This is a genomic window from Paenibacillus durus, from assembly GCF_000756615.1.
GTDB lineage: Bacteria > Bacillota > Bacilli > Paenibacillales > Paenibacillaceae > Paenibacillus_AQ > Paenibacillus_AQ durus.
In genome coordinates, this window is the sequence record NZ_CP009288.1 from 1,020,083 (window position 1) to 1,035,794 (window position 15,712).

At 51.4% G+C, this 15,712-nt stretch carries 13 protein-coding genes and 2 pseudogenes; 3 read left to right on the forward strand and 12 right to left on the reverse strand.

Annotation, left to right across the window (positions count from 1 at the left end; all coding sequences use genetic code 11):
• Nucleotides 1–188: 188 nt before the first annotated feature.
• From PDUR_RS04680 to PDUR_RS04690, 3 genes are read left to right on the forward strand one after another with little or no spacing between them, the layout of a single operon-like run.
• Entirely contained in the window at nucleotides 189–725 is a 537-nt protein-coding gene (locus PDUR_RS04680; RefSeq protein WP_052410173.1) for a DUF6431 domain-containing protein, read from the forward strand.
• 40 nt (nucleotides 726–765) lie between these two features.
• Nucleotides 766–2,118: a DDE-type integrase/transposase/recombinase gene (locus PDUR_RS04685; RefSeq protein WP_042205201.1), complete on the forward strand. Its 1,353-nt coding sequence runs from the start codon at nucleotides 766–768 to the stop codon at nucleotides 2,116–2,118.
• Nucleotides 2,111–2,911, forward strand: coding sequence for an ExeA family protein (locus PDUR_RS04690; protein WP_042205200.1), 801 nt, complete (start codon nucleotides 2,111–2,113; stop codon nucleotides 2,909–2,911). Before PDUR_RS04685 ends, PDUR_RS04690 begins: the two co-directional genes overlap by 8 nt.
• 56 nt (nucleotides 2,912–2,967) lie before the next feature.
• On the opposite strand, the gene PDUR_RS04695 is transcribed toward PDUR_RS04690, so the two are convergent.
• The 12 genes and pseudogenes from PDUR_RS04695 to PDUR_RS04750 form a co-directional block, all read right to left on the reverse strand.
• The gene (locus PDUR_RS04695; RefSeq protein WP_042209070.1) at nucleotides 2,968–5,145 is read right to left on the reverse strand and encodes a contractile injection system protein, VgrG/Pvc8 family; all 2,178 of its coding nucleotides are present in this window, start codon (nucleotides 5,143–5,145) and stop codon (nucleotides 2,968–2,970) included.
• Between the two features lie 52 nt (nucleotides 5,146–5,197).
• The gene (locus PDUR_RS04700; RefSeq protein WP_042205300.1) at nucleotides 5,198–5,614 is read right to left on the reverse strand and encodes a DUF4280 domain-containing protein; all 417 of its coding nucleotides are present in this window, start codon (nucleotides 5,612–5,614) and stop codon (nucleotides 5,198–5,200) included.
• A 6-nt stretch (nucleotides 5,615–5,620) separates the two neighbouring features.
• A complete protein-coding gene (locus PDUR_RS04705; protein WP_042209071.1) occupies nucleotides 5,621–6,151 on the reverse strand; it encodes a hypothetical protein in 531 nt (176 codons plus the stop codon).
• 75 nt (nucleotides 6,152–6,226) lie between these two features.
• A pseudogene (locus PDUR_RS27755) lies at nucleotides 6,227–6,923 on the reverse strand (pentapeptide repeat-containing protein); the annotation flags it as partial.
• Between the two features lie 85 nt (nucleotides 6,924–7,008).
• On the reverse strand, nucleotides 7,009–7,215 hold the full coding sequence (locus PDUR_RS29660) for a hypothetical protein (protein ID WP_233277478.1): 207 nt from the start codon (nucleotides 7,213–7,215) through the stop codon (nucleotides 7,009–7,011).
• A 300-nt stretch (nucleotides 7,216–7,515) separates the two neighbouring features.
• Nucleotides 7,516–8,025 carry a hypothetical protein gene (locus PDUR_RS29665; protein WP_233277479.1) on the reverse strand — a complete coding sequence of 170 codons (510 nt, stop codon included), beginning with the start codon at nucleotides 8,023–8,025 and terminating at the stop codon, nucleotides 7,516–7,518.
• Nucleotides 8,018–11,143: a type VI secretion system Vgr family protein gene (locus tag PDUR_RS04725; protein WP_081949389.1), complete on the reverse strand. Its 3,126-nt coding sequence runs from the start codon at nucleotides 11,141–11,143 to the stop codon at nucleotides 8,018–8,020. The genes PDUR_RS29665 and PDUR_RS04725 overlap by 8 nt, the downstream gene beginning before the upstream one ends.
• Nucleotides 11,144–11,195: 52 nt before the next feature.
• Complete coding sequence (locus tag PDUR_RS04730; RefSeq protein WP_042205301.1) at nucleotides 11,196–11,612, reverse strand: DUF4280 domain-containing protein; 417 nt, start codon at nucleotides 11,610–11,612, stop codon at nucleotides 11,196–11,198.
• 6 nt (nucleotides 11,613–11,618) lie between these two features.
• Entirely contained in the window at nucleotides 11,619–12,149 is a 531-nt protein-coding gene (locus tag PDUR_RS04735) for a hypothetical protein (RefSeq protein ID WP_042209074.1), read from the reverse strand.
• A 75-nt stretch (nucleotides 12,150–12,224) separates the two neighbouring features.
• A pseudogene (locus PDUR_RS04740) lies at nucleotides 12,225–13,430 on the reverse strand (pentapeptide repeat-containing protein); the annotation flags it as partial.
• A 23-nt stretch (nucleotides 13,431–13,453) separates the two neighbouring features.
• Complete coding sequence (locus tag PDUR_RS04745) at nucleotides 13,454–14,869, reverse strand: hypothetical protein (RefSeq protein WP_042205302.1); 1,416 nt, start codon at nucleotides 14,867–14,869, stop codon at nucleotides 13,454–13,456.
• Nucleotides 14,866–15,546, reverse strand: coding sequence for a hypothetical protein (locus PDUR_RS04750; protein ID WP_042205303.1), 681 nt, complete (start codon nucleotides 15,544–15,546; stop codon nucleotides 14,866–14,868). The genes PDUR_RS04745 and PDUR_RS04750 overlap by 4 nt, the downstream gene beginning before the upstream one ends.
• Between the last annotated feature and the right edge of the window lie 166 nt (nucleotides 15,547–15,712).

Genomic DNA, 15,712 nt, shown 5'->3' on the forward strand with positions numbered 1-15,712 from the left:
CGGTGTTTCTGCTAAAGCATAACGCCGCGAAGCTGGCGGGATTGCCTGTCCGGAAGTTGCCAGATATAATGACCGTATTCTAGCAAAGGAAAAAGGATACTTCCATCGCGTGTATGCCTGCTAGCACAGGCCGCACCGGAAATATCCTTCATCATTAGACATGGTCATTGTAACAGAGTATGCGCTGGTTGAAAAGATCCCTGGTGTTTTTCGTCAGGGGTGCGGAGGAGGTGCCCTGCCCGTGCTGCACAGAGAACCTGGAGATTATCGGTAGCCGGGAGCGGAAGGTCCGGGGTGGGGGTGGTGAGCTGCGCCAACTGGTGATTCGCAGACTCCGGTGTGCGGGATGCCGCAGGATTCACCATGAGCTCCCGGATCTACTCATTCCCTATAAACGGTACGATTCCCGTTGTATCGAACAGGCGGTCACGGAGCCGGAGGCGTCCGTGACCGCCTGCGCGGAAACCTCTACGTTACGGCGTTGGAAGGTCTGGTTTCGCGTGCTCTCTATCTACTTCATCCTCGTTCTGCAGGCGCTGGAGGCTCGGATGTCCGGCCTCGCTCCCGGGTCCCCCGAAGCTTCGGATCACCTGCGTATGACCTCCGCCCCCGCCTTTCGTCAGCAAGGACCCGGCTGGCTGGCCAGACTTGTCCGCCCCGTCGCAAACGCTCATTTGTGGGTACATACCCGTTTTGCCTATCTGTCCGCCCCGGCTCTACGGTAGACTCTCCTTGAGTTCATTTCAGGAAGGAGTTTACCGACCCATGAAAGACCAAAAGAAAGCCGAAGCCCTCGCCGCAGAGCGGATGCAGCTTCTCGCTCCCCTGCTTGCCGAAGGGCTGGACCCGGCCAAAGCCCGGGAGATGAAAGCGCAGATTTGTAAGCAAACCGGACTCTCCGAACGTACCTTGCGCCGGTATTTGGCGAGTTACCGGAGCGAAGGATTTACCGGCCTGAAGCCCAAAGGCAAAGGGCGGCAGCCCTCCGAAGAGATTCTTCCTACCGCCGTGCTCGAGCAAGCGATTCTCTTGCGCCGGGAGGTCCCCGGCCGCAGCGTCGCACAGCTCATTCAGATTTTAGAATGGGAAGGGCGGATTTCGCCGGGCCAAATTAAGCGTAGTACCCTGCAGGAGAGACTGACTGCCTGTGGCTACAGCTCGCGCCATCTGCGGATGTACGCCGAATCCGGGGTTGCCGCCAGACGCTTCCAGCAGCGCCACCGGAACCAGCTGTGGCAGTCAGACCTCAAATACGGACCGTATTTGCCCCTTGGCGAAAGCGGGACGATGAAACAGGTGTATCTGGTCGTGTTCATTGACGACGCTACAAGGTTTATTCTGCATGGGGAGTTTGTGCCGGTCATGGACCAGCGGCTGGTCGAATCGGCGTTTCGCCAAGCGATCCAGAAGTATGGGGTACCAGAAGCGGTCTATTTTGACAACGGCAAGCAGTACCGTACCCAAGCCATGACCCGGATATGTTCCAAGCTCGGAACCCGGCTGCTCTATGCGAAGCCCTACTCGCCTGAATCCAAAGGCAAGGTCGAACGGTTTAACCAAATCGTCGATTCGTTTCTGAGCGAAGTCGCCTTGGAGAAGCCGAAGACACTCGAGCAGTTGAATGAGCGCTTCGAGGTATGGCTCTCGGAGTGCTACCAGCACAAGCCCCACTCCGCCCTGCCGGACAAGCAAAGCCCGGAAACGGCGTTTCGGAGTGACAAGAAAGCACTGCGGTTCATGGACCCGGATACCTTGGCGGACGCGTTCTTGCATAGTGAAAAGCGGAAGGTCGACAAGTCGGGCTGCATTAGCTTCATGAACCGAAAGTACGAAGTGGGCCTGACGGTCATTGGCTGTACGGTCGAGGTGGTTTATGACCCGGCAGACCCCACGGAACTGACGATTGAGTATGAGGGACGAGCGCCGTGGCGGGTGCGCGAGATGGAAATCGGTCAGCGGGCGGGAACCCGTCCGGCGTTGCCGGAGCACCTGGGCGCATCTATGACCGACACGTCGAGACTGCTGGAGGCGGCAGAGCAGCGACACCAGCAGCGCAAACAGCGGGAAGCACCTGCGGTGACGTACCGCAGAGTGCAGGCGGAGGATGGCCATGTTTGAGTCCTTCTACGAGTTGCACCGTGCTCCGTTCTCCAGAGATCTTGCGGTAGACGAGTTATATGCGTCTGCGTCGCAGGAAGAAATGCTCGGGCGTCTGGCCTATGTCGCGGAACGCCAGTGGTTTGCCGTGCTCACAGGGGACTGCGGGACCGGGAAAACGACTACGATCCGGCGGTTAGCCAAGGAACTGGACGAGGCGCGCTTTAAGCTACTCTACCTGTCCGATTCGAAACTGACCCCGCGCCACTTCTACAAAGGGCTGCTGGAGCAGCTCGGCTGTGAGTCGAAATTTTACCGGGGGGATGCAAAACGGCAGTTACACCGGGAGATTGAACTCATGCGTGGGATTCACCGGCTACAGCCCGTGGTCGTGGTCGATGAAGCCCATCTGCTGGACCGGGAGATGCTGGAGGAACTGCGATTTCTACTAAATCTGAAAATGGATTCACAGAGTCCGATGGCCCTGATTCTGGTGGGGCAAAGCGAACTGTGGGACCGGCTGGGGCTGCAAGCCTATGCGGCGATCCGCCAGCGAATTGATATGCAGTGTTATCTTCCGCATATGGACCGGGCGGAAGTGGGGGCCTATATGAAGAGGCATCTGAGTGCAGCAGGTGCCGAGCATGAACTGTTTACGGAGGCGGCGATGGATGAAATCTACCGTTTTTCCAGCGGAGCCGCCCGGCTGGTGAACAAGCTCTGTACCCACGCGTTGATCTACGGCGCACAGAACAAGCACCGGATTGTGGACGACCATATGGTAAAGCGCGTGATCCAGGGAGAATTGTCATGATTCTCCCTGCTTTTCTATCCTACTGCGGACAGCATGGCCGTCAATAGCAGGACAGCTTACACCGTCAACCTCCGGTCATTATGGGTTAGCAGTAACACCTCGGCCGCCATGATTTGACTTTCTCCAGTTTGTTCAAGTATTCTTTCCCACCAGGACTTAGGTTTCTCCGCTTGTGGCTTCGGCTGCTGTGCCATATAGCGGTCATAATTGGCCTTCCAGCGGCTTCTTACCTCTGCAGGGATCTGGTGATAGGCATGTTGCAGGGCATTTGCCTCGTTCAGCAGGTTTTTCATAAGCTCCAGTGGGCCGCCGGAATGGGCGATGTGACGCGCACTCGTAAATACCTTTCCCCAAATCCATTTGCTGTAGTAGGCTTGTTTGGCCTTCTCATGCTCGTAGTGGCTGATGAGTCCCTGTAGCGCCAGGCCCGCCAAGTGTTTCAGCGGATGCGGGCCTCCTTTGGCGCCGCCTCCGGCACGGCTTGTTCCCGTGCTTCGAACAGGGATCGCACCGGTGACTTGCAACACCGTTGCGGCTACTTTACCTGCAGGTCCGCCAAGCGTATTTAAGAGCACTCCTGCCACTTTCCCGACGACCGGAATGGAGCCTAAGAGCTTGGACACCGCACCGAGCAAACCATCGGCTTGCTTTTGCGCGGCCGGGCTGGTGACCTTCGCCGCAGGAGTAGGAGCAGGGGCCGGGCTGCTGGATGACGCCTGAGCGGCTGCTGCAGCTTGTGCCGCCTGATATGCCTGGATGCTCATTAACGGCGGTTCCGGAATCGGAGGGAGGTCGGCTACGAAGACCGGAGCTTTGACCGTCCCTTCCTGCTGAATCACCGGGGCTTTGAAATCCGTTTCACCATCCAGCACCATGCTGCTGGCTCCGCCTTTCAGATACAGGGCGGTTCCAGCTTCTAGCGACAGTTGCTGACCCGCCTTAAGGTTCACGTGACCCCCTTGAATCTGTACATTCCCCGGACTGCTGACCGTAATGCCGCTATCCTCGTGCAAAATAATGGAAAGTTCACCCGAGGTGGAAAGGGTCAGCTCTTGCCCGGACATCTCTACACCGCTTCCTTGCGCGTGCTGCCACACCTTTACATCCGGTGGGCCATGGACGTGGCGCTGTTGGCGGAGGGAATCGGTCACATAAGCATCCTGCTCCCGGTTTGTCGGCAGATACAAGTTCACTCGTTCCCCGATTTCCGGCATATCGTACCAGCCGCTGTGTTCTTCTGCGGCATAGCGGGTTGCTGCTGGAAACCAGCAGGCTTTGGCAGGGTCTTGCTTAGGATCAATGTCCAGTTGAAGCTGCATAAAATCCAGCCCGACCTTTAACACCGTTCCCGATAGCGAAATCCCGGTGACCCGATCGTTCTCATACCGGGCGTAGCGGATATCCAACTCGGCTTGCAGATCATAACGGGTACGCAGCAAGCCATCCGCTAACGTGGTGACCGCCCGTACGACGACCAGCTCTTTGCCTTGCCCGATCGGTAACGTAAGGAGGTCGCCTAGCGCATAATATTGCAGACTTTCAATGGTATAGGTGACATACGAACCGGCGCGTTCTCCCGGTTTTCCTGCGCCGGGTTCATGAAACGTATTGCGTACCTGATAAAAGATATCCCCTTCGACTTTGTGCGGCTGACCATCCGGCATCCCAAAGAAAATTTTAGGTGATGCGGCGGTCACCTCCGGCACCAGTACGGAACCGAAGCGGGAGGCGAGACGCTTTAAAAAGGCCCAGTCTGTCTCCTCATATTGTAGAACAAATGCATCCAGCTTGGCATCCTGGGTCAGGGTATCAATCAGATCTCCGTACGCATACTTACGTACCAGCGCGGTGACCAGATCCTCATAGGTACGGTGAGCATCCTGATAGGAACGTTTTTTCACCTGGATATCCATCTGATACGAATGCGAGGCGGCCTCCAGTTCAAAGGTATAGACTCCCCGTTCACAATGAACGGACATGCGTATGATGATCCCGTGGAACAGTCTTCTTAGCAGCCCTCCTTGTCCATCCAGCTGAAGAATGGCAATCGGCTCTTGCTCCATGGATTGTCCAATCCATGCGGCCCCTTGTTCTTCGGACAGGAGGCCTGTCATCTGTAAATAAGCATGCTCGTTAATGGCTCTGTTGATTTGGAGCTGCTCAATATGCTGCGGCTGAAAAGGCCCGAACAAGCGGAGGCTTTCATAGCCAATCTCGGCTAACTGTAGGCTCAAATAACTTCGTGTCTCCTTTCTGGCATTGCAGGGCTAGTATCCGGTTCAGCGGTTAGTCCAGCTCCTGCCCGTCATTTTCAATGCGGATCTGTCCGTTATACAAGCAATGATGGGTACAATTTAGCGTCAAAGCCGGTTGACCTTCGATCCTCATATCGCTTTTTCCATTCAGCCACGGCATGGTGAGGACAGGAATGCATGGAGCTTTTTTGACTCCATAGATATCGACCATCTGACTGGCTTGTACAGCAGGATTGAGCGGACTGGAGCAGTTTCCAAAAGGCGGGATGTTCACTCCCGGCACATAATCCCCGATACTCATTTGCGCTTTGTTTTTGACGTATACTCCGTGGCTAATAGGACGCTTTAAACGGACAGGCTGGGTACCGTAGCTGCAGCTTAAAATCGCGCCTGCTACCACGTAGCTCTTTTTGGCGCCCGTTCCTGGTTGCACGTTCGCTTCTTTCACTTGACATCATTCCTCCTTCGTTGCCATCTCCACCCGTTGTACGCGTACCCCTATAAATGGACGGCGCAGCAGACACTCCGCCACGGCAAGGTCGATGTAGACGTAAGGTTCCATCAGGCCGGCAATCCGGAAAATAGGAGATTCGATATTCCCGTATTTGAGCACCAAATGCTTCAAGGTATGATTGGGATACCACTCGGTTTGTGAAGAAAGACAATCCTTCTTCGGAGGACGAAGCACCCAATACACCTCTTGTCTGGCTCGTTGGAAATCAGTGAGGATAGCTGCTTTCCATTCCAGCCCGGGAACAACCTTTTCCAATAATTCTTTCATAGGATCGGATACGAGCGGGACAGGGAATTCCAGAAAATCCGGAAATACGGTCTGTGAATCTGTATGTACAGTTAAGAACAGGGGTGAGTCCTCCGTTTGAGATCGGTGATCCGACATGATGCTCTCGATCTGTAAAGGAGACATAGAAGCCGGTTCCACCCGATGCTGAACACGCTCGTCCGTCATGAGACGAAAGTATCTCATGGCACTTGTCCCACCTTTACTGGTCACATCGGCCACGCTTATATCCGAAGGCCGAAGCAGGGAGTGGGAGGACGTGGTCGTTTCTGTCAAGCCAATAGCCTCGCTGAGCTGTTCCTCCGTAAAACGCACACCCTGTACCTTTGCCCCTGTAAAATCGGCTTTTGCCAAGCGGGCACCTTCAAAGGAAGCGCCTCTGACATCGGCTCCGGCAAAGCAGGCACCCGTTAGATCGGCCTCAATAAATGAAGCGTTTTGCAGTGAGGCAGCTTGGAAGACAGCCCCTTGTAACTGAGCCACTTTAAAAGAAGCTCCTTGCAAGTCCGCTCCCGTAAAATCCACACCACTAAATCCTAATGGCTCCCAATCGAGCCAAGCATTTGAACCGTCTCCCGTATAGCCTATAACGACGTCGAATATGGCATTCTTCATGGAACAACCTCTAAAATCAGCTCCGTGAAGCAAGCTGTAAGTAAAATCGGTTTCTTCCAATCGACAATCTCGCCAGACGCTTCCCACCAAGACACAAGCATGAAGGCGGCTGCGTTCCATTCCAACCTGACGAAAAGCGGTATAACGAAAATCTAACTGGCTGTAATCTCCATCCGGTAGTTGAACTCGGGTCAAAGCTTGGTAGCTGTACGCATGTTCTTCTTTTTCCTCCAGCCAATCCCGAATTACGTTCGATTCCACCCGTCTGCGATCTTCTTTATACACAGATTCACTTTGATCGAGGTACTCTGCGACAAATTTCAAATGTTCGCCATCTCGTTAGTTAAAAGCTGCTCTGTTTCTTGCACTCGTTCTTCTGCTCGCTGTACCATTGCCTCCGCTTCTTCCTTTGCTTCCTCCAGCTCCTTCTACTGACGGGCTAGTACGGCTTGAGTGTGCTGTACAGTTCCCCTCAATGCCAATGCTTCACGCTGTAAATCTTCGATGTACCGAAGTGCTTCCAGTCTTGGGTATCCGTCCTTCTGATCGGCTAGCATTTCAAGTTGTTCAGCTTGATCTAATAGCTGCCGCATTTCTGCCCCTACATGCGAATCCGTCCGTCCCGACCATCTCAACTCTGCCACCTGCTCCCGCAAGTCCTTAGCTCGCTGACAATAGTCCCGAATCTCATCCATAAGCTTTTCATAGCCTGCTTGTGCCTGAGCAATCGAACGCACCGTTTCCTCTACTACCTATTCACGTTTTGCCATTTTGTTTCGTCCTCCTTTGATTTTTGGGCATGCAAAAAAGCTCATTCCTACTCATTGTTCAAGTGGAATAAGCCTTTGAAAGTTTATCAAGCTTGGTTGTCAAGTTTTTTGTGTTTGGTTTGTACGATCTTGCTCTTAGGATTGTAAACATAAAAAATTCACATTTCAATTACTCTCAATATCAACGTTATCTAAATTTTCGTCTGAAATATCAATAGCATGTAACTTTGAATATCGTTCACGCCAATTATCTATAGGAAATGCACCGAACCCATAATCCAAATAGATACCCTGATCAAGTCTAAGAGTTCCCCCCCTTTCAAAATACTTAATCAATGGCTCGTAAATATCTTGATATTCACCATTTATTATTTTTCCTTCCCCAACTAAAGAGACCCATTCAAGATAACGTAAACAAATTGTTTTACATAATAGATTTGGTTTACCTGATTCAGAAAAAATACTAGTTATATAATCCTCTAAATCCAGATTAGAACCCAACACTTTTGCAGGACTAAAAAAAGGTCCCGATTCAAATGAATACCCCTCTAAAAATAGTGAACTTCTCCTCAAATACTCGGCAATTAAAAATTCACTTGATTTCTTTTTTGTTTCAGAAGTTCCCCAAGCAATTTTTGAAATACGTGTTATTGCCTTTTCCAAGAAATCAATCATACAGTTCACTCCATTTGAGATTATAAAATTTAGCGACATTTTCCTCATACCCTGGGAATGAGCCAAAATCGGGTTGCTTAGGTGCCAAGTCATGAGCACCAGGTGGATCATTTGTAAATTTCGTGCCATCCCATGAGTCGGGATGTCGATAATTAAGACCACTCTCCATTAGTTTTTTTTCTGCTAATTCATGTGCTGCTAACTGTTTGAACCATTCCTTACCTTGAGGAGTTAGTTCTCCAGCTTGCGCTTTAGTAAACGCATATACAACTTCTGAGTCAGGGGTGAGTCTTGATTTATAATAATAAAGCCCTTGTTGATCATAATGACACAATTCATATTCATTTAAAAACATATGGGATTTTAGATTTTTAGCTTCCTCAATACTAAGGCCTGTGTTTTTAGCAAATTCCTCAATATTATCCAATCCACTTGCTCTTATCAATTCTGCCTTCTTTTCTGTCGCTATATCAATTTTTAGTTTTGTTTCAACAGGAGGCTCCCCAAATCTTTCAGGAGCTTTTGGCGTCCCCTCAGCCTCTTTCACAGGCTTCGAATTTAAAGCTTGGGATGACTCTGCTGTTTGGATTTCGGGGACAGTGTCTTTCAATAGAGATTTAGGATTAAAGAATAAGCTGCCTCCCTCTATGATCCCTAATGTATTAATGATATTCGACCAATGCTCGGGTGACCAAGCATCTTCAGGAAACATGGCTTCTCGAATGGTGCCGTGGAATCCGAGGGTCAGCCAATTGGCTGTGTCAATTGGTGAATCAAATGCCTTATTGGCTCTTTCCACATAACTTAGATACATCCCTTTAGGGATGCCTAACGACAAGTAATCCAAAAATGCGCTAACTGAATCGAATTTTTTTTGATTCCTTTCTGCTGCGGCATAATAAACTCCTTTTCCTAATTGGATTAGGCTGTCTCCGGATTCCTTAAACACATCACGTAATATGTCTCCCTGATCTATGGCTACTTGTCCTTCTATTATTGCGCTGCGCCCCATTTCTTCCAGATAGCGTTCCCACCAGGACTTAGGTTTCTCCGCTTGTGGCTTCGGCTGCTGTGCCATATAGCGGTCATAGCTGGCTTTCCAGCGGCTTCTCACCTCAGCAGGGATCTGGTGATAGGCTTGTTGCAGGGCATTTGCCTCGTTCAGCAGGTTTTTCATAAGCTCCAGCGGGCCGCCGGAATGGGCGATGTGACGCGCACTCGTAAACACCTTTCCCCAAATCCATTTGCTGTAGTAGGCTTGTTTGGCCTTCTCATGCTCGTAGTGGCCGATGAGTCCCTGTAGCGCCAGGCCCGCCAAGTGTTTCAGCGGATGCGAGCCTCCTTTTGCGCCGCCTCCTGCACGACTCGTTCCCGTGCTTCGAACAGGGATCGCACCGGTGACTTGCAACACCGTTGCGGCTACTTTACCCGCAGGTCCGCCAAGCGTATTTAAGAGCACTCCTGCCACTTTCCCGACGACCGGAATGGAGCCTAAGAGCTTGGACACCGCACCGAGCAAACCATCGGCTTGCTTTTGCGCGGCCGGGCTGGTGACCTTCGCCGCAGGAGTAGGAGCAGGGGCCGGGCTGCCGGATGACGCCTGAGCGGCTGCTGCAGCTTGTGCCGCCTGATAGGCCTGGATGCTCATTAACGGCGGTTCCGGAATCGGAGGGAGGTCGGCTACGAAGACCGGAGCTTTGACCGTCCCTTCCTGATGAATCACCGGAGCTTTGAAATCCGTTTCACCATCCAGCACCATGCTGCTGGAACCGCCTGTCAGATACAGGGCGGTTCCAGCTTCTAGCGACAGCTGCTGACCCGCCTTAAGGTTCACGTGCCCCCCTTGAATCTGTACATTCCCCGGACTGCTGACCGTGATGCCGCTATCCTCGTTCAAAATAATGGAAAGTTCACCCGAGGTGGAAAGGGTCAGCTCTTGCCCGGACATCTCCACACCGCTTCCTTGCGCGTGCTGCCACACCTTTACATCCGGTGGGCCATGGACGTGGCGCTGTTGGCGGAGGGAATCGGTCACATAAGCATCCTGCTCCCGGTTTGTCGGCAGATACAAGTTCACTCGTTCCCCGATTTCGGGCATATCGTACCAGCCGCTATGCTCTTCCGCGGCATAGCGGGTTGCTGCCGGAAACCAGCAGGCTTTGGTTGGGTCTTGCTTAGGATCAATATCCAGTTGAAGCTGCATAAAATCCTGCTGGACCTTTAACACCGTTCCCGTTAGCGAAATCCCGGTGATCCGGTCGTTCTCGTACCGGGCATAGCGGATATCCCGCTCGGCTTGCAGATCGTAACGGGTACGCAGTAAGCCATCTGCTAACGTGGTGACCGCCCGCACGACGGCCAGCTCCTTGCCCTGCCCGATCGGTAACGCAAGGAGGTCGCCTAACGCATAATATTGCAGACTTTCAAAGGTATAGGTGACATACGAGCCAGCGCGTTCCCCCGGTTTTCCTGCGCCGGGTTCATGAAACGTTATGCGTACCTGATAAGAGATTTCCTCTTCTACTTTGTGCGGCTCACCTTCCGGCATTCCGAAGAAAACCTTGGGTGACGCGGCGGTCACCTCCGGCACCAGCACGGAACCGAAGCGGGAGGCGAGACGCTTTAAAAAGGCCCAGTCTGTCTCTTCATATTGTAAAACAAATGCATCCAGCTTGGCATCATGGGTCAGGGTATCAATCAGATCTCCGTACGCATACTTACGTACCAGCGCGGTGACCAGATCCTCATAGGTACGGTGAGCATTCGGATAGGAACGCTTTTTCACCCGGATATCCATCTGATACGAATGCGAGGCGGCCTCCAGTTCAAAGGTATAGACTCCCCGTACACAATGTACGGACATGCGTGTGATGATCCCGTGGAACAGTATTCTTAGCGATTGTCCTTGCCCATCCAACTGGCGAATGACAATCGGCTCTTGCTCCATAGCTTGTCCGATCCATGCGGCTCCTTGTTCCTCGGACAGGAGGCCTGTCATCTGTAAATAAGCATGCTCGTTGATGGCTCTGTGGATTTGGAGTTGCTCGATACGTTGCGGCTGAAAGGGGCCGTAAAAGCGGAGGCTTTCATAGCCAATCTCGGCTAACAATAGGCTCAAATAAGTTCGTGTCTCCTTTCTGGCATTGCAGGGCTATTGTCCGGTTCAGCGGTTAGTCCAGCTCCTGCCCGTCATTTTCAATGCGGATCTGTCCGTTATACAAGCAATGGTGTGTACAATTTAGCGTCAACGCAGGCTGGCCTTCGATCCTCATGTCGCTTTTTCCGTTCAGCCAGGGCATGGTGAGGACAGGGACGCACGGGGCTTTCTTGACCCCATAGATATCGACCATCTGACTGGCTTGTACAGCAGGATTGAGCAGACTGGAGCAGTTTCCAAAAGGCGGGATGTTCACTCCCGGCACATAATCCCCGATATTCATTTGCGCTTTGTTTTTGACGTATACTCCGTGACTAATAGGACGCTTTAAACGGACAGGCTGGGTACCGTAGCTGCAGCTTAAAATCGCGCCTGCTACCACGTAGCTCTTTTTGGCGCCCGTTCCTGGTTGCACGTTCGCTTCTTTCACTTGAGATCATTCCTCCTTCGTTGCCATCTCCACCCGTTGTACGCGTACCCCTATAAATGGACGGCGCAGCAGACACTCCGCTACGGCAAGGTCGATGTAGACGTAAGGCTCCATCAGGCCGGCAATCCGGAAAATAGGAGATTCGATATTCCCGTATTGGAGCACCAGATGCTTCAAGGTGTGATTGGGATGCCACTCGGTCTGTGAGGAAAGGCAATCCAGCCTCGGAGGACGAGGCACCCAATACACCTCTTGTCTGGCTCGTTGGAAATCAGTGAGGATAGCTGCTTTCCATTCCAGCCCCGGAACAACCTTTTCCAATAATTCTTTCATAGGATCGGATACGAGCGGGACAGGGAATTCCAGAAAATCCGGAAATACGGTCTGTGAATCTGTATGTACAGTTAAAAACAGGGGGGAGTCCTCCGTTTGAGATCGGTGATCCGACATGATGCTCTCGATCTGTAAAGGAGACAGAGAAGCCGGTTCCACCCGATGCTGAACACGCTCGTCCGTCATGAGACGAAAGTATCTCATGGCAGTTGTCCCACCTTTACTGGTCACATCGGCCACGCTTATATCCGCAGGCCGAAGCAGGGAGGGGGAGGACGTGGTCGTTTCTGTCAAGCCAATGGCCTCGCCTAGCTGCTCCTCCGTAAAACGCACACCCTGTACCTTTGCCCCTGTAAAATCGGCTTTTGCCAAACGAGCACCTGCAAAAGAAGCTCCGGTAACATCGGCTTCGGCAAAACTGGCACCCGTTAGATCGGCCCCAATAAATGAAGCGTTTTGCAGTAAGGCAGTTTGAAAAACAGCTCCTTGTAACTGAGCCTCTCTAAAAGAAGCTCCTTGCAAGCTCGCTCCCGAAAAATCCACACCACTAAATCCTAATGGCTCCCAATCGAGCCAAGAAGTTGAACCGTCTCCCGTATCGCCTATAACGACGTCTAATATGGCATTATTCATGGAACAACCTCTAAAATCACCTCCGTGAAGCAAGCTGTAAGTAAAATCGGTTTCTTCCAATCGACAATCTCGCCAGACGCTTCCCACTAAGACACAAGCATGAAGGCGGCTGCGTTCCATTCCAACCTGACGAAAAGCGGTATAACGAAAATCCAGCTGGCTGTAATCTCCATCCGGCAGTTGAACTTGGGTCAATGCCTGGTAGCTGTACGCATGCTCTTCTTTTTCCTCCAGCCAATCCCGAATGACATTCGATTCCATCGGTCTGCGATCTTCTTTATACACGGACACACTTTGATCGAGATACTCTGCCACACGAATTTCGAATGTTTCTTCCCGCTGCAGTTCCTGAAATTCCGGCAAACACACGGCCTGCTTCATCGCCCGACGCATCAAATTCACAACGAGCGCATGGATATGCACTGCTGCCTCCAGCATGAGCCGCTCAAGTGCATAAGCCGATAGAGAAACTTGCTGTTTCTCTGCCTCGGTTCGCACAAGCTGCTGCAATTCGCGCCAATAGGAGAAGGCCCACTGTGTACCGTATTCAAACCGGACGGGTTCAGGATCAAGCAGCCATAAGACATCCGAAGTCTCAACGAGATAGGCGGGCCGCTCTTCGAGCCATGTGGTACGCAGCATAGAGTAGGTGATGTAACCGATTTTTCCCTTTCGTCCTTGAAGCTGCTCTTGCCGAATGTCTACACAGTACCTTCGAAACTCCTCTACACAGACTTGAATCCGTTGTTCTAGCGTTGCTTTTAACTTCAATGCCCAGTCTCTGCGGGTCAGTGACCATGCCTGATTTAAGATGGCTTGTTGTTGCTCCAACTCATCGATAGGCTGTTCCATCTGTATTCAATCACCCCCTAAAGCTAATTGGATTTGACTTCGCTGCCCTTCATATCTGCCGAGCCGCTTAATTGAATATGACTGCCGTTGCAATCCATACGAAGCTCACTGCCTGCGGACAGGCTCATCGTTTTACCCGCAGACAGGCTCAGGTTACCGCCTGCCGAGATACTCACCTGCTTGCTGCTCACAATATGAATCCCTTCCCGGTCGTCCAGCTTGATAAAAATGGAACCATCCTTACCTGTAACAACCAGTTCATCCGGCCCCAGCCGAATTTCCTTGCCATGCGGGGTTCGCCATATTTTCATCTGCGGATTGTTAAACTTGTTATGCGTATTGTTACGGTCAGCCCGTCTGACGGCACTGGCTGCAATCCCATCTTCTTCACGGCTACCTGGGAAATAGAGAGAGACGGGGTCACCCCTTTCCGGCATGACATACCAGCCCGTAAGCCCGCCGCCGCTATACACGGTTGAATAGTTGAACCAATGCGCCTTGTCCACATCCTGCTTATCATCACAATCCAGATGGATGCGTACCTGATCCTGGCGAACGTCCAGCACGATACCGCTTAACGAAGCGCCTGCCAGCTTTTCCTGGTAGTAGCTTCTTTGCCGCAAGCCCTGGTACGAAGCAAGCACATATTGATGCCGAAGTTGTCCCTGGCTCATGTCGGTGTAGGCTTCCACCACATACAGGCTGTGCCCTTGAAAGGTCATCTGAGCCCCTAAATCCAGAACTTCATCCGTCTCCACCTCATAAAAAATAAAATCATTTTCACTCAGCTTCGCCTGATCATTCTCCTGAAAATAACGAAATGGCAGCATCTGCTTACGCACGGTATAACGGGTATGATCCAGTACCTTCTGTGCAGGGCTATCCTCAATGCCCAAATAAAATTTAGGACTGTCAAAACGGGCCACAGGCATTAAGCTCGTATGATAACGGGAAGCCATGCGTCTCAGAAAGGCCCAGTCCGTCTCCTGATACTGGATGGCAATCTTCTCTATACCTTCTCCGCCTGTCGCTCCATCGATGACATCAAGGCCTTCGTAATCTTTTCCGATCTGCTCCAGCATTTGAGGGATTGTCAATTTGGTATTTTGAAAAGAACGGGTACGCCGCTTGATATCCATCCGGTACGTATGGGAGATAGCTTCCACCTCCAGAAAGTATACACCCCGCACGACCTTGACCTCGACCGACAGCGGAATGCCACTGAAAAGAGGCTTGCTTCCCCCAGATTCATCCCGTTGGCTTAACTCGATGACCGTATTTTTCTCCGTGCTTTCCACATAGCTGTCCTGAACATCTTCCGGGATCATCCCGGTAAAATAAAGCCGGGTATGCTCGTTGATTTTTTTGGTAAGGGTAAGCTGCTCCAGAACAACCCGCTCATACGGGTGAATTTGAATATTGTCGTAGCCTAAACTCATAATGAAGCCACTCCTTTATTAGACGCGGGATGGGAAGAAGGCGGAAGAATACGGAGGGATTGCACAATGTGTTCCGTTACAGGCAGCCAAGCGTCCATGTCAGATTCCATACAGTTGAAGCTACCAAGATTTAAGCATCCCTCTTGGATAAACAGCAGCATTTCGTTGTATAGATTACCGTCTACACCTGCTGATACGAAACGTACCACCCCGATGGTAAGACCGGAACGATTGACGATCAACTCTGTACCGATCCAGTTGCGAATCGGTTGCACGGACCGTAGAACGTCCGCCATTTGCTCCATAAACTCAGGAAGCTCCTCGAGTTCCAAGGACGTTTCTGTAGGATTAAAGGTGATATTGATTGTCCCCTCTGGGGAGGTGAAAATAACCTTGGGGCGATGCTCCGAAGGATATTTGAAGGTGGCCTCTTCTAATGGCATGAGGTTAAACGATTTGGGAATGTGTACGGCAATTTGCCCATCCAGAATCGTTCTTGGCTCCAATATGAAATGATCATTTCCAATATGAAACAGTTTGGCTTCTTCAGAGAGTGAGCCGTTCTGTTCGGATTCCAGAGGTTGAAATAGAATGGATTGCAAATCATCGTTATTGGCTTTCGCCTGATCCATAACTTTAGCTTTGAGACTAAGAATCTGCTCGTCCAGGTAGTTCATAGAAAGCCCCCTTTTTATTAAGACGTTAGGTTCTGCTTGAATATTTGGAGACAAGAGGAAATCTTTAAATAAGAGTCCAGCATATGTATATATCGGTTGAAATTGATTATTAATTTACAAAATGACCCATTACATGGGGTGTTTTCAATGTGTATATATGGAAGAT